Annotated in this window: 21 protein-coding genes and 1 tRNA gene; 10 read left to right on the top strand and 12 right to left on the bottom strand. The window is 65.5% G+C overall.

The annotated features are described in order from the left end of the window. Positions 1–2 precede the first annotated feature (2 nt). The 6 genes from C491_RS10095 to C491_RS10070 all read left to right on the top strand — a co-directional run bounded on the left by C491_RS10095 (position 3) and on the right by C491_RS10070 (position 5,310). Positions 3–1,040 (top strand): PstS family phosphate ABC transporter substrate-binding protein, encoded by a 1,038-nt coding sequence (locus tag C491_RS10095; protein WP_049891716.1) that lies wholly within the window; start codon positions 3–5, stop codon positions 1,038–1,040. Further along, complete coding sequence (gene pstC / locus C491_RS10090) at positions 1,037–1,963, top strand: phosphate ABC transporter permease subunit PstC (RefSeq protein WP_005555825.1); 927 nt, start codon at positions 1,037–1,039, stop codon at positions 1,961–1,963. The genes C491_RS10095 and pstC overlap by 4 nt, the downstream gene beginning before the upstream one ends. Further along, on the top strand, positions 1,960–2,868 hold the full coding sequence (gene pstA / locus C491_RS10085; protein ID WP_005555821.1) for a phosphate ABC transporter permease PstA: 909 nt from the start codon (positions 1,960–1,962) through the stop codon (positions 2,866–2,868). The genes pstC and pstA overlap by 4 nt, the downstream gene beginning before the upstream one ends. A 208-nt stretch (positions 2,869–3,076) precedes the next feature. After that, complete coding sequence (gene pstB / locus C491_RS10080; protein WP_049891748.1) at positions 3,077–3,949, top strand: phosphate ABC transporter ATP-binding protein PstB; 873 nt, start codon at positions 3,077–3,079, stop codon at positions 3,947–3,949. Between the two features lie 176 nt (positions 3,950–4,125). Beyond that, on the top strand, positions 4,126–4,797 hold the full coding sequence (phoU, locus tag C491_RS10075) for a phosphate signaling complex protein PhoU (protein ID WP_005555818.1): 672 nt from the start codon (positions 4,126–4,128) through the stop codon (positions 4,795–4,797). A gap of 78 nt (positions 4,798–4,875) precedes the next feature. Next, on the top strand, positions 4,876–5,310 hold the full coding sequence (locus C491_RS10070; RefSeq protein WP_005555817.1) for a hypothetical protein: 435 nt from the start codon (positions 4,876–4,878) through the stop codon (positions 5,308–5,310). An 85-nt stretch (positions 5,311–5,395) separates the two neighbouring features. Here the strand turns inward: C491_RS10070 and C491_RS10065 are convergent, their stop codons facing one another. The 5 genes from C491_RS10065 to C491_RS10045 all read right to left on the bottom strand — a co-directional run bounded on the left by C491_RS10065 (position 5,396) and on the right by C491_RS10045 (position 11,039). Next, complete coding sequence (locus C491_RS10065) at positions 5,396–5,785, bottom strand: hypothetical protein (protein WP_005555815.1); 390 nt, start codon at positions 5,783–5,785, stop codon at positions 5,396–5,398. After that, positions 5,785–7,476 carry an FAD-dependent monooxygenase gene (locus C491_RS10060; RefSeq protein ID WP_005555813.1) on the bottom strand — a complete coding sequence of 564 codons (1,692 nt, stop codon included), beginning with the start codon at positions 7,474–7,476 and terminating at the stop codon, positions 5,785–5,787. Before C491_RS10060 ends, C491_RS10065 begins: the two co-directional genes overlap by 1 nt. Next, positions 7,473–9,053 carry an electron transfer flavoprotein subunit alpha/FixB family protein gene (locus C491_RS10055; protein WP_005555811.1) on the bottom strand — a complete coding sequence of 527 codons (1,581 nt, stop codon included), beginning with the start codon at positions 9,051–9,053 and terminating at the stop codon, positions 7,473–7,475. The genes C491_RS10060 and C491_RS10055 overlap by 4 nt, the downstream gene beginning before the upstream one ends. A gap of 2 nt (positions 9,054–9,055) precedes the next feature. Next, entirely contained in the window at positions 9,056–9,919 is an 864-nt protein-coding gene (locus tag C491_RS10050; RefSeq protein WP_005555809.1) for an electron transfer flavoprotein subunit beta/FixA family protein, read from the bottom strand. 247 nt (positions 9,920–10,166) lie between these two features. Continuing rightward, positions 10,167–11,039, bottom strand: coding sequence for a polymer-forming cytoskeletal protein (locus tag C491_RS10045; protein WP_005555808.1), 873 nt, complete (start codon positions 11,037–11,039; stop codon positions 10,167–10,169). A gap of 123 nt (positions 11,040–11,162) precedes the next feature. Between C491_RS10045 and C491_RS10040 the strand changes: the two genes are divergently transcribed. After that, positions 11,163–11,372, top strand: coding sequence for a DUF5800 family protein (locus C491_RS10040; protein ID WP_005555805.1), 210 nt, complete (start codon positions 11,163–11,165; stop codon positions 11,370–11,372). A gap of 72 nt (positions 11,373–11,444) precedes the next feature. On the opposite strand, the gene C491_RS10035 is transcribed toward C491_RS10040, so the two are convergent. Then, the gene (locus C491_RS10035) at positions 11,445–11,990 is read right to left on the bottom strand and encodes a DUF7097 family protein (protein ID WP_005555804.1); all 546 of its coding nucleotides are present in this window, start codon (positions 11,988–11,990) and stop codon (positions 11,445–11,447) included. 103 nt (positions 11,991–12,093) lie between these two features. Here C491_RS10035 and C491_RS10030 point away from each other — a divergent pair, with 103 nt between their 5' ends. Continuing rightward, positions 12,094–12,447: a DUF192 domain-containing protein gene (locus C491_RS10030; protein WP_049891746.1), complete on the top strand. Its 354-nt coding sequence runs from the start codon at positions 12,094–12,096 to the stop codon at positions 12,445–12,447. Here C491_RS10030 and hpt read toward each other — a convergent pair whose 3' ends face one another. After that, positions 12,448–13,008: a hypoxanthine/guanine phosphoribosyltransferase gene (gene hpt / locus C491_RS10025; RefSeq protein WP_005555799.1), complete on the bottom strand. Its 561-nt coding sequence runs from the start codon at positions 13,006–13,008 to the stop codon at positions 12,448–12,450. A gap of 243 nt (positions 13,009–13,251) precedes the next feature. On the opposite strand from hpt, the gene C491_RS10020 reads away from it, so the two are divergent. Beyond that, positions 13,252–14,778, top strand: coding sequence for a (R)-citramalate synthase (locus tag C491_RS10020; RefSeq protein ID WP_083909302.1), 1,527 nt, complete (start codon positions 13,252–13,254; stop codon positions 14,776–14,778). 98 nt (positions 14,779–14,876) lie between these two features. On the opposite strand, the gene C491_RS10015 is transcribed toward C491_RS10020, so the two are convergent. The 5 genes from C491_RS10015 to C491_RS10000 form a co-directional block, all read right to left on the bottom strand. Next, positions 14,877–15,074 (bottom strand): hypothetical protein, encoded by a 198-nt coding sequence (locus C491_RS10015; RefSeq protein WP_005555795.1) that lies wholly within the window; start codon positions 15,072–15,074, stop codon positions 14,877–14,879. 46 nt (positions 15,075–15,120) lie between these two features. Further along, on the bottom strand, positions 15,121–16,542 hold the full coding sequence (locus C491_RS10010) for a 4Fe-4S ferredoxin N-terminal domain-containing protein (RefSeq protein WP_005555793.1): 1,422 nt from the start codon (positions 16,540–16,542) through the stop codon (positions 15,121–15,123). Between the two features lie 394 nt (positions 16,543–16,936). Then, on the bottom strand, positions 16,937–17,266 hold the full coding sequence (locus C491_RS24180) for a type II toxin-antitoxin system PemK/MazF family toxin (protein WP_005555791.1): 330 nt from the start codon (positions 17,264–17,266) through the stop codon (positions 16,937–16,939). A 3-nt stretch (positions 17,267–17,269) separates the two neighbouring features. Beyond that, entirely contained in the window at positions 17,270–17,629 is a 360-nt protein-coding gene (locus C491_RS21465; RefSeq protein WP_005555789.1) for a hypothetical protein, read from the bottom strand. A gap of 345 nt (positions 17,630–17,974) precedes the next feature. After that, positions 17,975–18,059, bottom strand: a tRNA-Ser gene (locus tag C491_RS10000). A gap of 125 nt (positions 18,060–18,184) precedes the next feature. Between C491_RS10000 and C491_RS09995 the strand changes: the two genes are divergently transcribed. Next, on the top strand, positions 18,185–19,135 hold the full coding sequence (locus tag C491_RS09995) for an AAA family ATPase (RefSeq protein WP_005555787.1): 951 nt from the start codon (positions 18,185–18,187) through the stop codon (positions 19,133–19,135). Positions 19,136–19,137: the final 2 nt, after the last annotated feature.

The following is a 19,137-nucleotide window of genomic DNA, read 5'->3' as shown; positions in this document are numbered from 1 at the left end:
TGATGGGAAACGAGTCGACATCCAGTTTCGGTGAAACGGTTTCTCGTCGCCGGTTCTTGCTCGGTGCCTCGAGCGCGGGGTTGTCCGGGCTGGCTGGATGTATCGTCCACGGAGAGGAGAGTGATCTATCCGGCGAGATCAGGGTCGACGGAAGTAACACGGTGCTTCCCCATTCCGCGTCCGTCGCGGAGGAGTTCATGTGGAAGCACAACGACGTGATCGTCCCCGTCCGCGGGTCGGGAACCGGGGCCGGCTTCCAGCAGTTCTGCAACGGATCGACCGAGGTGCAGAACGCGAGTCGGACGATCTCCGAGGACGACGAAGAGCCGATGTGCGAGGAAAACGGCGTCGAGTGGATCCGCCTCGAGGTCGCCCTCGACGGACTGGCGATCTACGCACACCCGGACAACGACTGGTGTGACTGCCTGACCGTCGAGGAGCTCGAGGCGATCTGGGAGCCCGACACCGAGGTCGAGACCTGGAGCGACATCCGCGAGGAGTGGCCCGACGAGGAACTCTCGCGGTACGGACGCGACACTGCCTCGGGGACGTTCGATTACTTTACGGAGGCGATCACCGGCAACGTCGGCGCGATCACGAACGACTACAGCCCGAGTGCGGACACGAACGTCATCATCCGTGGCGTCTCGGGTGACGTCGGTGCGATCGGCTTCGGCGGTGCGGGCTACTACTACGAAAACGAGGACGACCTGAAGCTGATCGCCGTCGACGACGGCGACGGCTGCGTGCTTCCCGAGCGCGAAACCGTCGAGCAAGAGGAGTACACGCCGCTGACCCGATCGCTGTACGCCTACTTCCGCAAGGACGCGCTCGCCCAGGAGGAGGTCAGGGAGTACGGTCGGTTCTACTTCGACGAGATCGACGACGAGGCCGAAGAGGCCGACATCGTCGAGGACGGCGAGACGCTCACCTGGACGGAGTGGGGCGCCCGCCGCGTCGGCTTCTACGGAATTCCCGACGAAACGGTCGAGGAGAGCCGGGAGACGCTCGAGGAGGCCATCGAGGAGGTCGCCGGATGAGCACGGAAACCGACGCACCCGACCTCTCCGGCACCGGTGGCGGACTCGAGGAGCGAATGAACGACTTCACCCGGTGGATCTTCCTCTCGTGTGCACTCGTCACCGTCCTCACGACCATCGGGATCTTCGCCGTCCTGCTGTTCGGCTCCTACGGCTTCTTCAGCGACGTCTCGCTAGTCGAGTACTTTACCGGGACGGAGTGGTACCCGGTCGCCCACGAACCGAGCTTCGGTGTCCTCCCACTCATTTGGGGGACGATGGTCGTCACGGTCGGCTCGGCGCTGGTCGCGATCCCGCTTGGCACGGCGACCGCGATCTACCTGAGCGAGTACGCCGATCGTCGGGTTCGCAAGACGCTGAAGCCGACGCTCGAGATCCTGGCCGGGATCCCGACGATCGTCTACGGTTTCTTCGCGCTCTCGTTCGTCACGCCGGTGATCCAGCGGTTCTTCCCCGAGACGGGCACGTTCAATGCGCTGTCGGCCTCGATCGTCGTCGGCATCATGATCATCCCGATGGTCTCGAGTCTGAGCGAGGATGCGATGAGTTCGGTGCCGGACGAGCTGCGAAACGCCGCGTACGGACTCGGCGCGACGAAGTTCGAGGTGTCGACGAGCGTCGTCGTCCCGGCGGCGCTGTCGGGAATCATCGCCTCGTACATCCTCGCGCTCTCGCGAGCGATCGGCGAGACGATGATCGTCGCGCTTGCGATGGGTAACAGTCCGCAGATCACAACGAACGTCCTGGAAGAGATGCAGACGATGACGGCGTTCATGGTCGATATCGCTATCAGCGACGCCTCGGCGGGGTCGGTCGGCTACCAGAGCCTCTTCGCCGTCGGGCTGACGCTGTTCGCCATGACGCTGTCGCTGAACCTGTTCAGTATGTGGGTCAAATCGCGCTACCGGGAGGAGTACCAATGAGCACCGAAACCGAGAACCCCTTCACCGAAGGCACCGACGACATCGAGCGAAAACGGACGATCGGCCGGGTGTTCGTCGGCGTCTGTTTCGGCTCGGCAATGGTCGGCGTCGCCGCGCTCGTCATCCTGCTCGCAGACGTCATCATCGAGGCCTGGGGCTGGCTGACGTGGGACTTCCTGCTGTACCCGCCGACCCAGTCGCCCGATAACTTCCTGGGCGGCATCCGCGGTGCGGGGATTTATCCCGCCATCGTCGGCTCGATCTTCCTGATCGCGCTCACCGCCGTCTTCACGCTGTTTCTGGGCGTCGGCGCGGCGATCTACCTCGAGGAGTACGCCCCCGAAAATCGACTCACGTCGTTCATCGAAGCGAACATCGCGAACCTGGCGGGTGTCCCCTCGATCGTCTACGGGCTGCTCGGACTCGCCGTCTTCGTTCGCGGCGCACAGCTGGGCGCCGTGTTGCTCGCTGGCGCGCTCACCCTAACGCTACTGATCCTGCCGATCGTCATCGTCTCGACGCAGGAAGCGCTTCGAGCGGTGCCCGACTCACAGCGAAACGCAGCCTACGGCGTCGGCGCCACCCAGTGGCAAGTCACTCGAGACGTCGTCTTGCCACGCGCGCTACCCGGAATCATGACCGGGACGATCCTTTCGCTCTCGCGAGCGATCGGCGAGACGGCGCCGCTGATCATGGTCGGCGCGGCGACGACGATGCTCACCGCACCCGACGGCCTCATGAGCCCGTTCAGCGCGATGCCGATGCAGATCTTCGACTGGGCGGCGCGTCCACAGACCGAGTTCCACCACGCTGCGGCGGCCGGGATCGTCGTCCTGTTGACGATCCTCCTGTTGATGAACCTGTGCGCGATCTTGATCCGCAACAAATACGATCCGCGCTCCTGACCCGGATCGGTTCGTCACCCGTTATCGACATAGATCTATATAGTTGTCATAGCATGGTATTTAGGCTCCCTCCACCTCAAGCGAACCAATGAGCGACGAAACGACCGGCCGACTCGGCGGGCTCAAACGCACCGTCGCGACGATTGCACCGGGTGAGAGCCGTTTCGAAACGAGTAACACCCGCGACGCCAACGTCGAAACAACGGATATGACTGCAGAGGCCGGACAATCGGACGTCGCCACGACAGAACGAAACGAGACGGAATCGAGTTCAAGCGGCGGCGTCGAGATGCCGACCTCCGACAGGCCGCTCGGAACACCTCGCGTCGACGACGCCGTGATCGAAGCTCGCGATCTCGACGTCTTCTACGGGGATACCCAGGCCCTCAACGAGATCAATATGGATATCCCCGAGCAGGGCGTCACCGCACTAATCGGTCCTTCGGGTTGTGGAAAGTCTACGTTCCTGCGGTCGATCAACCGGATGAACGACCTGATCGACGTCGCCCGCGTCGAGGGGGAGCTGTACTTCCACGGGAAGAACATCTACGACGACGACGTCGACCCCGTCGCCCTCCGCCGAAAGATCGGCATGGTCTTCCAGAAGCCTAACCCCTTCCCCAAGTCGATCTTCGATAACGTCGCTTACGGCCTGCGCGTCCAGGGAAAAGACGACGACGTCGAGGAGAAGGTTCACACGGCGCTCGAGCGCGCCGCGCTTATCGACGAGGTCGAAGACCAGCTGGACGAAAGCGGGCTCGACCTCTCGGGTGGGCAACAACAGCGGCTCTGTATCGCCCGCGCGATCGCCACCGATCCTGAGGTGATCCTGATGGACGAACCCGCATCCGCGCTCGATCCTGTGGCGACCTCGAAGATCGAGGACTTAGTCGAGGAACTCGCTCAGGAGTACACCGTCGTGATCGTTACGCACAACATGCAGCAGGCGGCCCGAATCTCCGATAAGACCGCCGTCTTCCTCACCGGAGGCCACCTCGTCGAGTTCGACGACACGAACAAGATCTTCGAAAACCCGGAAAGTGACCGGGTCGAGGACTACATCACCGGCAAGTTCGGGTGATCGCTTCGGTCGAGTTCGGTCGTCCAGTCCATTCTCCCGATCCCCGAGAACGGCCGCTCGTTCGATAGGCAGCGGGATCGAGATCACTCTATTCGATACCGTACGCTTCGGTTTGCGGCCGAGTCGGTGGTGCTACAGGCGCAAGCTACATCAAGACGGAACGAACTGTGTCTGGTATGGCCAGAAAGTCGTATCAGGAGAAACTCACGGAGCTCCGCGGTGACGTCCTCTATATGAGCGAGGTCGTCATGGAGCGGCTCCGAATGGGACTGTCCGCCCTCGAGCAGAAGGACACGGAGCTCGCCACGCAGGTAATGGAGGGCGACAGCGAGGTCAACGAGCTGTACCTCGACCTCGAGCAGGAGTGTATCGAGCTGCTGGCGCTCCAACAGCCCGTCGCCAGCGACCTGCGCTTTATCGCCTCGACGTTCAAGATCATCACCGATCTGGAGCGGATCGGGGATCTCGCGGTCAACCTCGGCGAGTACACCCACGAGGCCAAACACGATCGATTTCCGGACGTCGACGTCCAGGCGATGGGCGAGCTGACCCTCGAGATGATCGAGGACGCGATGCTCGCGTACGACGAGGAAGACACCGACGCCTGCCGGGAGCTCGCGGAACGCGACGACAACGTCGATCAGTTCGCCGAGCGGGCAAGCGGGGTCGTCGTCCGGGACCTGATCGAGCGGGAGCTCGACTCACCAGACGAGGTCGAGCAGATCCTGCAGGACGTCTCGCGGCTGCTGCTGACGATCCGGGACTTGGAACGGGTCGGCGACCACGCGGTCAACATCGCCGCCCGTACGCTGTACATGGTCGAGAACGACGACGAGCTCATCTACTGACTCGATCTCACGCTCGGCTCGCCGAAACGATATTCGACTGAAAGTTCTTGCCGGGAGACGAGTTACTTCGGCTCCAGGATGACCGACCTCCGATCCGTTAGTCGACGTCACGTACTCGGCGGTGGCGCAACCGTTGCCGTCGCCGTAACCGGTGGCTGTCTCGGACGAGCGTCCAGCGATTCGAGTACGGAGTGTTCGTTTCCGAACGAAACGCCGTTCGAGACCGAGGCGATCAGTCAACTGACGGTTCGGTCCGAACGCCTCACAGCGGATTCGGAGACCGACTTCGGGATCAGCGTTGTCCTCGAGGCGGATCCCGACTCGGTCGACCTCGTCGAGGTCAGGGCGACGGATGGAACCATCCGAGCCGCAACGGAAGTCACCGAGGCCGAGACGACGATCACCTGGCGACACGTCTCGGAACCGCCGTCCGGCGTTCGCTACGACCTGTACGCGCGCTGGACAGGCGAAACCGTCGACCGATCGACGATCTCGGCGACCTGTTTCGGCTGACGAGCGTCTGTGGCGCCCGTTCGCGTCCTCCTTCGAGCCGACCCTCGGCCCGCCGTCGGCGGGTCGATCTTCGACGCACCGACGACTACCGACTCGCCCTCGCCGATTGGGTTCGCCGCTCGGGAACGCCCGTCAGCAGCTGGGCCGTGTCGACGACGTTGCGCGTCTCGAGCAACAGCTCGGCGGCCTGCCGGACCGTGAACTCGGCCTCGAGTTCGACGCCGTGACACCGGGCGTAACACTCGAGCCAGTCGTTCATCGCCCGCTCTATGGCCGCGAACTCGGCCTCCGAGAACGCAACGAACCGTCCCCCCGTCCGGGCCTCGACGTAACACCAGATCGCCTGCCCAGCCCCCTCGCTGAGGTACTCGCGGGCGGCCTCGGGGTCAGCGGCTGACTCCTCCGTCTCGAGGCGTTCCCGGTCGCGTTCGGCCTGCCGGGCGAGCGCGGCGATCCTGGGACCGTACCGGCTCATCACCCTTCTCGATACTCGACGCCCTTTCCACCTCTGGGATGCTCCCAGGCGGTGTCGGCGACGATAGCGCAGGTGCCACACTCGACGCAGGGCTGGGTGTCGAGGCTGACGACCGTTTCCTCGTCGCCGTTCGTCTTCACCTGCTCCGTGCGGTAACAGCCCCCGCCGAACGCCTCGGCGCTGACGGGGCAGGCGTAGACGGCGGCTCCGCTGGCTTCCGCGGAGTCGTCGAGCAGCTCGATGTGGGGGTTGCCGACGTCGGTGTCGTAGGTGAGCTCGCCGATCCGTTCCTCGAGGCTCGGCGGCTCAGCGTCGTTCTTCCAGCGGATGCTCTTACCGCGGGCCTCGCCGATCACCGTCGGCACCGTCGTGTACCCGGTTCGGGTGTCGGGCAGCATCGACACCAGGAACGGCGAGTTGTACGCCCGCTCGAGGACGCGATCGGCCAGCGAGTTCCCGAGCGCGACGCTGCCGAGCGGGGACTCGAGGACGCGATCCACGACGTTCGTGACCGCATCGCGCTCGCCGACGGTCCGGGCGAGGTCGTACTGCTTCGGGCGGAGCTTGGCCATCGTCCCCGAGTCCTCGAGCAGCTTCGCGTAGCGCCGTCCTGCGGCCTCGGAGTCGGCGTTGCCTCGCGTGATCGCGAAGGCGTCGGCCGCAAGCGCCCCGGCGGTGACGGCGTGGTTCATCCCCTTGATGATCGGGCCCTGGGCCTGCATCTGGCCGGCGGCGTCACCGACCAGCACCAGGCGATCCCGGTAGGGTTCGCGGTGGGCGACCTTCTTCGAGTCGGGGACGAGCTTCGCGGCGTACTCCCGCTCGTCGTACCCGTCGCCGATCCAGTGGGCCATCATGGGATGGGTCAGCAGGGCATCGAGCAGCTCGTGGGGTTCGGCCTGCTCGGCGACGAGGCTGTCGAGGTGGAAGACGGTCCCGATCGACAGCGACTCCTCGTTGGTGTAGAGAAAGCCCCCGCCCCGGACGTCCTCGAAGAGATCGCCCGAGAACAGGTGGGCGACGCCCTCGTCGTCGTCGATCCCGAACCGGTGGTTGACCGCCTCGGGATCCATATCGACGACAGCCTTGACGCCCTGGAACCACTCGTCGGGCTCCTCCCAGTCCATGAGCCCGGCCTCACGGGCCAGCTCGGAGTTGACACCGTCGGCGGCGACGATCAGGTCGGCCTCGATCGGGTCCAGCTCGTCGCAGGTGACACCAATTATCTCACCGTCTTCTCGCAGGAGGCCGTTCACCCGCACGTTCGTCAGGACGCCCCCGCCCGTCTCGCTGGTCTTCTCGTGGACCCGGGCCTCGAGCCAGGAGTCCATCTGCCGGCGGAGGACGGCGTCACACCAGTCGGTATCGTGTTCGTGGAGGTCGGTCAGGTCGTACGTCTTGACCTTGTCGCCGGCGATGTTGTGGATCCGGTAGTCGGTGACGGGGCGTTCGGCGGCTTCCTCGCGGAAGCCGTCGAAGAGGTCGTCGATCGTGTAGGGGGCCGAGTCCTCGGCGTAGATTAGCCCGCCGGAGACGTTCTTCGAGCCCGCCTCGACGCCGCGTTCCAGGACGAGCGTCTCGACGCCGTGTTCGGCGAGTCGAGCGGCAGCGGCCGCGCCACCCGGGCCGCAGCCGACGACGACCGCTTCGTAGTGTTCGTACTCGCTCCCGTTGCTCCCGTTCGTGCTCATCGGTCCTCACCCCCGCTCCCGTCGGCGACGGCCTCGAGTCTCGTCTCCCCGGATTCGACCGCTGCAGTGAGCCTGGGGAGGACCTCGAACAGGTCGCCCTCGATGTAGTAGTCGCTGAAGTCCCGTATCCTGGCGTCGGGGTCGGTGTTGATCGCGACGATCGTGTCGGACTCGTCCATTCCGACCTTGTGCTGGACCGCTCCGGAGACGCCCGCCGCGATGTAGAGGTCGGGGGCGACGACCTGACCGGTCTCGCCGATCTGGCGTTCCTCCTTCGAGTACTCCTCGACGTGACCCTCGAACTGGTAGGCCGAGGTGACGATCCCCCGCGTAATGCCGAGTTCGGCGTCCTCGAAGGCGTCGACGAGCTCGAGCCCGAGCTCCATTCCCCCGGTGGGGTCGTCGGCGATCCCCCGACCCAGACAGACGACCACCTCGTGGCCGGTCAGGTCGATTCCGGCCTCGAGCTGATCGTGCTCGGTGATCTCGACGCGGAACCAGTCCTCGTCGAGTTCCATGTCGTGTTCGATCACGAGCCCCTCCCGATCGTAATCGGGTTCGATCGGGTCGAAACTGCCCGGAATGATCGAGGCGCCCTGCGGGTGGAAGTCCCGACCCGGATTGTCGAGACAGAGGATCGTCGAGTACTCGAACCCCGAGAAGTCGGGCCGTTTCATATGCAGGACCTTCTCGAAGGTCTTCTTGACGCCCGGCTCGCCGGTCTTGACCGGATTGGAGACCTCGTTCTCCTCGATGTAGAGGTCCGAACAGTCCGAGGCGAGCCCGGAGTCGAGTTCGGCCTGCACCTTCGCCGAGAGATCCCGCCCGTTGTTCGTCGCCGGGAACAGGACGTAGCGGGGCTCGTCGTACTCGCGCCAGTCGGTGCTCTCGATCGTTCCCTGCCCGCGGGCCATGTGGGCCGCAATTTCGGTGTAGGGTTTGTGCAGGAACCGCTCGAGACGAGTATCGTCGTGGTAGACCGCGACGTCGGCGCCGTAGGCGATACACTCCTCGGCCAGGTCCTCGCAGTCGTCACCCATGAGGAAGGCGACGACGCGCTCCTCGTTTCCATAGTCCTCCTCGAACTGGTCCATCAGCTCTCGAGCCTTGCCGAGCATCTCCCGCGAGACCTCGAGCAGCTCTCCCTGCTGGGTCTCACAGAACACCCACATATCGGCGTAGTCGCCGCCGTCGAGCGCCCGAACGTGTCTCTTGTCCCGCGTCGGGTGGGAGAGGCCGTCGTCGTCTTCCTCGTCCTCGGCTGCCGATTCGTCGTCCGCGCCTGCGTCTTCGTCTCTTTCGTCGACCTCCTCTACCTCCTCGCCTTCCGCTTCGTCGCCGACGTCTTCTTTCGTCTCCTCGTACTCGCCTTCCGTCTCGGTGTCACCCTCGAGCCCCTCGGCGTCGCCCGCTTCGCCGAGCGCCTCGAGCCGACGGTGGATCGCCTCGCGGGCGGTCTTGCGGTCCCTGCCCGCCTGTTCGGCTTCCAGCACCGTCTGCAGTTCGTCGACGTCGTCGAGCGCCTCGAGCTCCTCGCCCAGTTCGTCGGCCGTGTACTCGTCGGGATCGAGTGCCATCGTCAGTCACCTCCAGCAAACGGTTGCAGTTCCTCGAGGACGGGCTCCATCGCCGTGCCGTCGTCGGGATCGATCATCGTCGCCTCCCGCTCGGAGGGCGCCTTCGGGATCGGGTCCACCGAGGAGACGATCGTCGGCGAGCCGTCGAGCCCGATGTAGTCCGGATCGAGATTGAGATCGGCGTGGTCCCACGTCGTCAGATGCTCGTCGTGGTCGGCGGCCCGTTCCTGCGTTTCGGCCCGAAGTTCCTTGTGGGTCAGCCGGTGGGACGCTTTCCGGTACGTGGGCTCGAACTCCGGATCGGTGACGACCATACACGGCAGGGGCGTCTCGACGGTCTCGATCTCGTCGACGTCGCCCTCGACGAGTCGCTTCGCGCGGAGTCGGCGTTCGTCGGGGTCGATATCCAGCGCGATGACGTGGGTGACGATCGGCCACTCGAGCGCCCAGCACGTCTGGGGCCCGGTCTGACCGGTCTCCCCGTCGGCGGTTTTGAACCCCGCGAAGACGAGGTCGACGTCGGCGACCTCCTCGCGGTACTTCTCGATCCCCGAGCTGACGGTGATCGCCGTCGCCCACGTGTCGGAGGCCGCGAGTTCCCGGTCGGAGAGCAGGTAGCTGTCGTCGGTGTACACCGACTCCATCGCCCCCTCGAGCACCTCGGCGTAGCCGGGTGGCCCCATGCTCATCCCGCTGACGTGGCCGCCGTGGCGGACTCGAGTCTGGAGCGCCGCCTCGAGCGCGAACGCGTCGTTCGGGTTCATCACCGTCGGCGTCTTCCCCCGTTCCAGGTGACCGTCCTCGTCGAAGGAGACGGCCCCCTCCGAGAAGTCCGGCACGCCCTTCGTCAACACGATCGATCGCACGATGTCACCTCTCTTTGATTGTTGATCACTCGCACCATGCTCGACTCGTGCTAACGCAACTGACACTATTAAGAATGCGGGTCGAAATCGCCAGGAGAGAGATCGGTTGGAAATCGATCCGAGACGATCGAAACCGCTCGGTCGAGGACTTCCGACTCGTCCCGGTGGACGAACGCCGGGTTCTCGGCCTCGAACGTATCGAGCACGTGCCTCGAAGGTGACCTCCCGTGCTTGCAACCACGTCCGATTACTCGAGGTCGCGCTCGGTCGTCCCCATCGTGATCTCGCCGTCGGCCCGGATCGAGCCGTCGACCTCGGCACCGGGGCCGAGCTCGAGGTCCGAACAGGAGACGTCACCCAGGATTCGCGCGCCGGGCTCGACGACGACGTCGCCGCTGCGGGTCGTCAGATCGCCGTGGATGCGAGTCCCCTCGCCGACGGTCACGTCCTCGCGGGCCCGCAGGCTGCCGAAGATATTGCAGTCCTCGCCGACGTCGATCGACTCGGCCCGGATGTTGCCGTGGAGCCGGCAGTCGTCGCCGATCGTCGCGGGCGTCGAGACGCGCCAGGCGTCGTCGCTCACCGTCGCGTTACGGGGGACGATCAGCGGGTCGGGAACCGGCTCCGCGTCCTCGTTCTCGTCCTCATCGTCGTCGACGAGCTGGGAGACGAGCCGCTGGGCGGCGTCCTCCTCGCCGATCAACAGGAGCTGTTTGAGGTAGACGAACAGAAAGACGATCGTCGGCATCGGGTTCCGAATAACGATCCAGCCGTTGGCCTCGAAACCCTCGTCGATCTCGACGTCGTCGCCGATGTCGAGGTCGCCGGCGACCTTCATCTCGCCGCCGATGTGGACGCGCTCGCCGATGTAGGCGTCCTGACCGACCAGGACGTTGTCGGCGACGTCACACCACATGTCGAGCCGGCAGTCGGCCTCGGCCTCAATGTCTCCGCCGAACTCGACGCTCTCGCCCGCGAGAACGTTCCGGCCGCGGACGCCGAACTCGACGGTCGAGCGGGCGCCGACGAGGACGTCACCGTCGGTCTCGAGGGCGACCTCCTTGGCTTCGGTCCCGTCGGGGACGACGAGTTCGTCGAGCAGATCCCTGCGAAACGCCACGTTCGCAACCAATACGAGCGCCGGGTAATAAATCTCGCGCGATTCGACCGCGGGCGCTGCGGCAGTCGAGTGCGTGCGACCACAGGCGTCCGGTTTTTATCGGGGGATCGCCTACGGTCGAGTATGACGACGCTTGCGTTCGACGACGATGGAGTCGATGTCGTGTACGAAGGCACCGAGTTTCGCCTCGAGCGGGAGCTCATCGAGGAAGCCACCGAGAAGTCCTACTACGACGTGACCGACCACGAGGTGCTCAAGATCGTCGCCGAGCAGCCGAACCTGCAGGGCGAGCCCCGACGGGTCGGCGACATCCTGCCGCGCGGGAACAACTGAGTTCCGCTATCGCGTCGACTGCACGTTCTCGTGCGACCGTGTAGCTGCGCTCGACGACGCACAGCGGAATGCTTACTCGTCGGCGTCGTATCGTTCGGCCGCCGACTCGAACCCGAGCTCTTCCTGCTCGCGTCCGCGTCGGCCCTCGAGTTCGGCGACCGCCTCCGGCTCCGGTGTGACGTCGTCGGTGATACGGGCCCACGAACTGTGGACCTTCGCGTGACACCACCGACAGAGGTAGACCGTAATCTCGTGTGAGAGCTCGCCGTCCTCGCTCGCCGACCCGCTCCCGTCGGCGTACGAGAGGTGGTGTTCCTCGAGCAGCGGTCGCTCCTCGTCGTGGGCGAGGCGTTTCTCCTCGAGGCCACAGCGAACGCACTCCCGATCGCGGTTTCGCGACCGAAAGTGGGGACAGTCGGCCGGCGTCTCCTCGCGCTTGGGGTCGTGGACGGGGCAGGCGTACTCCTCGGCTGCGCGCTCGCGGGCGAACGCCGGATCGGCGTCGGGTCGTTCAAAGGCGTACCGACACCGGCCGTCGTCGGTACAGCGGTCGCAGACGCCGGCGAACGCGTAGGGGTCGTCGACGCCGACGGACGTTCCTCGCGGCGTTTTCTCCATCGCCGTCCCGTTGGCGAGCGCGACGTTTCAACCCCTCGCCACTCACCGCTCAGCGCTCGAGTTCGACGGGAAGCTTTTACCGCCGCGGTGGGCACTCGAGGCCGTGCGACTGCGCCACCACCCGAAATCCGGCGCTGCCCGCCAGCTAGCCGGGACCGTCGAGACGGCCGACTCCGCGGTGAGCCAGCTTCGGGGACTCATGTTCCGCCGTTCGCTTCCCGAGGGGTACGCGCTCGCGTTCCGGTTCGGGTCGGCGCGGCCTCGCGACGTCCACATGCTGTTCGTCTTCGTCCCGCTGGACGTGATCTGGGTCGTTGACGGCGTCGTCGAGCGCGTCGAACGGCTCCAGCCCTGGCGGGGGATCGCCCGCGAGCGGGCCGACCTGCTGCTCGAGCTGCCCGCGGGGGCGGCCGACGGCGTCGAGCCCGGCGACGAGCTGGTCCTCGAGCCGACCTGACTACTCGACAATCTCGAGTCTGCCGTCAACGACCCGGACATCGAACAGAGCGGTCACCGATCTCTCGAACCCCTCGCGGTCGCGGTCGACGCGTCGGAGGACGACCACGATGTCGACGAGTTCCGCGTCCACGTCCTCGAGGGCCGCACAGACGGCCTCTATCGTGTGGCCCGTCGAGAGGACGTCGTCGACGAGGACGACCCGATCGCCGGCCTCGACCCCGTTCAGGAAGAGCTCGCTCTCGCCGTAGCCGGTCTCTTGATGGATCGCAACCTCGTCCGGGAAGCCGTAAGAGCGCTTGCGGACGACGACAAAGGGGACGCCCGTCGCCGTTGAGAGCGCCGTCGCGTGGTGGATCCCCATCGCCTCGGGCGCGACGAGGACGTCGACGCTCTCGAAGTCGATCCGCTCGCGGAAGCCGGCAGCAACGGCCTTGAGGACCTCGGGCTCGACAATTGGAATGCCGTCGGTGACACCGTGGACGAAGTAGTCGTAGCCGTCGCGGTCGACGACGGGTGCCGAACGGAGCGACCGCGCGAGCGGCTCCAGCGTAGGGTCCATGCCGTGGGCTACGCCGGGGTCCCCGATGGTCGTTGGGGTTCCCCGCGTCGAACACCGACGCCGATGCGACAGTGCGTTGACGGATGCAGATGGTGCCGTGACCGGCGAGGTTAAGTCGTCCCGTCCGAATAGGTCGGGATACGATGGCACGAGATTCGTTCTCAACGCCGGAGTCCGAGGATAGAGGAAGTCGGGGCAACCCGGCTGGGCGCGAAATTCCAGGGCGGAAATAACCCTTCCTTCGTGACTACGACTCCGGAGCAGACGATCGCAGCCGACCGTACAGTGCGCCTTCTCGATACGACGCTTCGCGACGGCGAACAAGCCCCGGGTGTCTCGCTTTCCCCCGACGAAAAGGTCGAGATCGCCCGCGGGCTCGAGCGAGCCGGCGTCTCGGTCGTCGAGGCCGGCAGCGCCTGTACCGGCGCGGGCGAGCGACAGGCGATCTCGCGGGTGACCGACCTCGACCTCGAGGCGACGGTCACGAGCTTCTGTCGCGGGATGGCCGGCGACGTCGACCTCGCGCTCGACTGTGACGTCGACGGCGTCCACATCGTCGTTCCCGCCAGCGATCGGCACGTCGAGGGGAAGGTCGGCACCTCCCGCGAGGACAACCTCGCGAAGACGGCCGATCTCGTCGAGTACGCCACCGACCACGACCTCTGGGTCGAGGTCATCGGCGAGGACGGCTCCCGGGCCGATCTGGACTACCTCGAGGAGCTGATGGGGACGGCCCTCGATGCGGGCGCCGATCGGACCTGCTTCGCCGACACCGTCGGCCACACGGGTCCCGAGCGCACCGCCGAGGCCGTCTCCCGGCTGGCCGAGCTGGGTCCCGTCAGCGCCCACACCCACGACGATCTGGGTCTGGGCGTCGCGAACGCGATCTCGGCGGTCTCGGCTGGTGCGGACCTCGTTCACTGTACCGTCAACGGACTGGGCGAGCGAGCCGGCAACGTCGCCTTAGAGGAGGTCGCGATCGCACTCGAGCACGTCTACGGCGTCGAGACGGTCGAGCTCGAGGAGCTGTACGACCTCGCACAGCGCGTCTCGCGGGCGACGGGCGTCCCGCTACCGCCGAACAAGGCCGTCGTCGGTGAGAACGCCTTCACCCACGAGAGCGGGATCCACACCGACGGCACGCTCAAGGACGACAAGATGTACGAGCCCTACGCGCCCGAAACCGTCGGGCGCGAACGGCGGCTTGCACTGGGTAAACACACGGGCCGGGCCGGCGTCGCGGCGACGCTCGAAGAACACGGCGTCGAGGCCAGCGGCGACGAGGTCGCCGAGATCGCCACCCGCGTCACCGAACTCGGTGATCGTGGCCGCCGGGTTACGGACGCCGACCTGCTGGCGATCGCCGAGGACGTCACCGGTGACGACCGCGAGCGCGTCGTCGAACTGCTCGACCTCACCGCGACCAGCGGTGGCGCGGTTCCCACCGCGAGCATCCGCCTCGAGGTCGACGGCGAGGAACGGGTCGCCAGCGGCACCGGCTCCGGACCCGTCGACGCCGCCGTCTCCGCGGTTCGGGAAGCGCTCGGCTCGATGGCCGACGCCGAACTCGAGTCCTACCACGTCGACGCCGTCACCGGCGGGACCGACGCCGTCGTCACCGTCGAGGTGACGATGGTTCGGGACGACCGCTCCGTGACCGTCGCCCGCAGCGAGGCCGACATCACGCGAGCGAGCGTCGAGGCGATGGTCGACGCGCTCGATCGGCTGCTCGGACAGGACACGCAGCCGCTCGCACCGGCCGACGACTGAGACGGGCTGCTGTTTCGATCTTCCGGCGCGACCGCAGAACGGTTCGCGGGTCCGGGCTGACGGGCAGTACTTCGTTCCAACAGGGCACGACTCAATTTTCAGTGGAAGGGCTGGCGATCGAGCACGCCCCAGGGGTTGAACAGGTAGACGCCCGCGAGAAAGAGTGTGAAGACGAGCACGACCAGCTGGAGTACCGCGTCGATCCCGAACGACGTCACCGGGTACAGCATGTACGCGATCAACGCCGCGACGGCAATCCACAGCGTCCCGACCGCGACGCGCTGGCGGAGTTCCATACCGAGGGGTTCCCCTCGAGCGACATGAAGCTCTCGAAGGCCGCCCTCACAGCGAGAGATCCGTGTCGCCGACGGTTCCCTCGTCGAGGACGTCCTTGCGGTTGTCGACCTGCCCGACGTCGTCGTAGGCGACGGGGCCCGGAACCTGCTCGGCGTCCGGCCCCGGCTCGTTGCCGAGGTAGAGGACGTTCGGATCGGTGTTGTACTCCTGAAGGAGCCGGAACGTCGAGTCGGGCTCGCCGTACTCGCCCCGCAGGAGCCGCTCGGCCTCCTCCTCGGTCAGTCCGTCCTCGTCGTCCTCCTCGGCGGGCTCCTCCTCGCCCTCGAGGACGGCGATGGCGTCCTGTAGCTCCTCGTCGTCCGGGTCGTGTTCGATGGCGCGAGCGAGCGGGACGTTGTCGACGTAGCGCTGGGGGTCGCTGTCGGGGTCGTTCATGTCGCCGAACTGGATCGCCCCCGGCGGGCAGGCGTCCTCACAGGCCGTCGTGCCGACCATCTCGTCGCCCATGTTGCCGTCCTGACGGGCCGGGTCGAAGACGCACTTCTCCATGACGCCGCGAGGACCCCGACCGCTGACCCAGCGGTCGCGCTGGTCGAACATCATCTCCTCCTCGAGTTCGTCGGAGGGGGCGTCGACCGACGGCTCGCCCCACTGGAAGTAGTTGACGCCGTACGGACAGGCGACCTGGCAGTACCGACAGCCGATGCAGACGTCGTAATCCGTCAGCACGAGCCCACCTTCGTCGCGGGTGTGACGGGCCGTCGTCGGACACACCTTCTCGCAGGGTGCGTCAGTACAGTGCTGGCAGGGCCGGATCAGGTAGTTGAAATCCCGCGTCCCCTCGAAGTCGTCGGCGTCGGGCGACTCGACGGTGCCGTCCCCGTAGGCGATGATGTACATCCAGTTCGCGCCCTCGTCCCAGTTGTGCTCCTGCTGGCACGCGACGACACAGGAGAGACAGCCATCGCAGGTCTCGAGGTCGAGCGCCATTCCCCACTGAACGCCGTCACCGTCGCCCTCGTCCTCGCCGTCCTCCTGGGCCGCGAGGATATCGGACTCCGTCCCGTCACCGTTCTCGGCCGTGCCCCAGGCGCCCAGACCGACGGCGGCCGCGCCGGCGCCCATCTTCTTCATCGTGTCGCGCCGGGACTCCTCGCCGTCGCCCCCGAAGCGTTCGAGCATCCCCGAAAGCGTTCCCTTCGCCTCCTCCCTGGCGTTCTCGTAGGCCTCCTTCGTCGGTCGCTCGTCCTCACCGAACTCCTCGAGGATGTCCTCGTGATACCGCTCGTGGAATTCGGCCTCCGAGAGCTCGCCCTTCGTGACCCGCATCGCGTCCTCGGCCATCGCCATCCCGAGGTCGGCGTCGTACTCGGTCTCCTCGAGCATGGCCCGAAAGTCCTCCTCGGCGGCGTCCCCGAGGGGGTGGAACGGGTCGTCCTCGAGGCCCCCTTCCTCGTCGGAACTCATCGCGGTCGCTCACCTCGTCTCGCCGCCGGGAAATTATTGCTTGCTGACATCACGTTCGTTCGGGACTCCCTCCCATAGCTGCGCGGATAAAGCGGTTCCCTGCGAGAGATGGCAACTCATACCAAGGTCGAAGAGTGGTACGGAAGCCGAACGGTCGGTGGACGGCTCGAGCGAGCTGCTCGGTGGATTTCGGATCGAGATCCGTAGTCGACACGGCGCGCGCCACTCGGACAGTTACTTTGCTCCCAGACTCCTGTGGAGGCTCCTCTCTGTGCAGCGAACGAATCGTTGAAGACTGCTTCGTGAAGACCGATAACCCGCTACGTATCCGTGATCGCCGCTTCATGGTCTTCCCTGCGGCGCTGATGACTCGAAACGGGAGAAAAGAAATTTCCTAACGGAGATAGGTCTGAACTACGTCCACGATACGCTCGGTGCAGCTCCCGGTGAGACGGCCTTGCCACGCAACGAGGTCCTCACGACGCGGAGAGTGTACCGCCCACGGAGAGGCAAAGGACTCTCGCGGGACACCACCCGTCTCCCAAACCGCTGGCCGAAGCGCGATGGAGTGATCGTACTCCTTGGTCGAGATTGCGACTGCGAGATACTGTTCCTCGCTGAACGGATGCTTCCGATTGCTAACGATCAGCCACGGCCGCTGTTTCTCACTACCGAGTTTAAACGGATCTCGGCTTCGAACGACATCACCTCGTTCGGGCCGCATCGATTAGGAGTCCTCGCTCGGGTGTGGTGCATCGGGAGCGGCTGCATCCCACTCTTCGGGATCGATACCGCCATCGTCCTCATCGAGACGAGCGCTCGCAGTACGGAGGTCATATGCTGCGGCAACTCGGTCCTCATCCTCTGTGAGGGCCCAGTACTCGCCTTTGTGTCGCACGAGGTTGCGTTCTTTGAGCCTCGAGAGAGCGGTTCCGACGGTGTTTGGGTCGGCATCGATCGCTACCGCGATTTCGGCTCGAGTGAAGGCTTTGTCCCGCTGTCCGTACAGGTAGGTAACCACCGCTTCCGGTACGCTCGGGCCCTGTGGGAGGTCACCGGATTCGAACTCGTCGATGCTCACGGGCATATAACGTACTTCGTGTGCTAATGTAATCAGTGTGCTGGAGTTCCAGTGTACTCCCATTTTTGTTGATACAAGCTCTCACGCTCAGTTTGACCGTCACCGTTTCAGACGTTAGCGCGAGTTGAACCACAGAAATTCCGCTCGCGCCACTCCCTGGTTCAAACTCACCAATATCGTTTCTGTGCTGCTGAAAAGCGCCGAGAGGGAGATTTGAACCACGCAAAGACGGTCATCCTCGCTTCGCTCGGATGCTGCGTCTTCTCTCGTTCAAACTCCCCTATATCGTTTTCCGCTCACGGAGGTCGAGCACACGCTACGCGGTGCTCGACGGTGTAGTTCGCGGAAAAGCGCCGAGAGGGAGATTTGAACTCCCGAGTCCGTGAGGACAGCAGATTTCGAATCTGCCGCCTTGGCCGGGCTAGGCTATCTCGGCTCACCCCTATCTACCGCGGTGACGTTTTTATCCGTTTCGAATCGTCGCGCCGTCTGGGAACCGATGGCTCGCGAACGTGACAGTCGGTCGAAAGACGTTTTACGCGAGCCTCCGAGGTCGACGCCATGGACGTCACGCAGGCCAGCCGCGAGTGTTCGGCAGTCCTCGAGGAGATCGGCGACGCCGTCGTCTGCGACCGCGCCTTCCTCGAGGAGGTCCTCGTCGGCGTCGTCGGGCGGGGCCACGTCCTCTTGGAGGACGTCCCCGGGACGGGTAAGACGCTGACGGCTCGCAGCGTCGCCACCGCGCTCGGGCTTTCGTTCTCCCGGATTCAGTTCACGCCCGATCTGCTGCCGACCGACGTTACGGGTACGCACGTCTTCGACGAGCGCGACCGGAGCTTCGAATTCAACGAGGGGCCGCTGTTCGCCAACATCGTCCTCGCCGACGAGATCAACCGCGCGCCGCCGAAGACTCAGGCCGCGCTACTCGAGGCCATGGAGGAAGGCCAGGTCACCGTCGACGGTGAGACGCGCCCGCTGCCCGACCCCTTCTTCGTCATCGCGACCCAGAACCCCGTCGAACAGGAGGGAACGTTCCCGCTGCCCGAGGCGCAGGTCGATCGCTTTCTCGTCAAGACGTCGATGGGGTACCCCGACGCCGAGGGCGAGGTCGAACTGCTGCGACGGCGCGCGAGCCGCGAAGAGGGAAGTCCGACCGTCTCGACGGTGCTCGAGCCCGAAGAGATCGACGCGCTTCGGCAGGTTCCCGAGACGGTCCGGGTCGAGGCGGACCTGCTCGAGTACGTCGCGGCCGTTGCCCGCGAGACCCGCACCGACGGCCGCGTGGAGGTCGGCGTCTCCCCGCGGGGCACCCAGCGGCTGTTCGAGGCCGCCCGCGCGTACGCGGCGCTGGTCGGTCGGGAGTACGTCACGCCCGACGACATCAAGCGAGTTGCGGAACCCGTCCTCGCCCACCGGCTCGTGTTGACCCCCGACGCGACGGTCAACCGGGTCGAAAAAAGCGCAGTCGTCGAGAGCGTCCTCGAGAGCGTGCCGGTGCCGACGCTCGAGTAGGC

It is taken from the genome of Natronococcus amylolyticus DSM 10524, from assembly GCF_000337675.1.
GTDB lineage: Archaea > Halobacteriota > Halobacteria > Halobacteriales > Natrialbaceae > Natronococcus > Natronococcus amylolyticus.
Note: the sequence above shows the minus strand (reverse complement) of the source record. Positions and strands in the feature narration are given on the sequence as shown.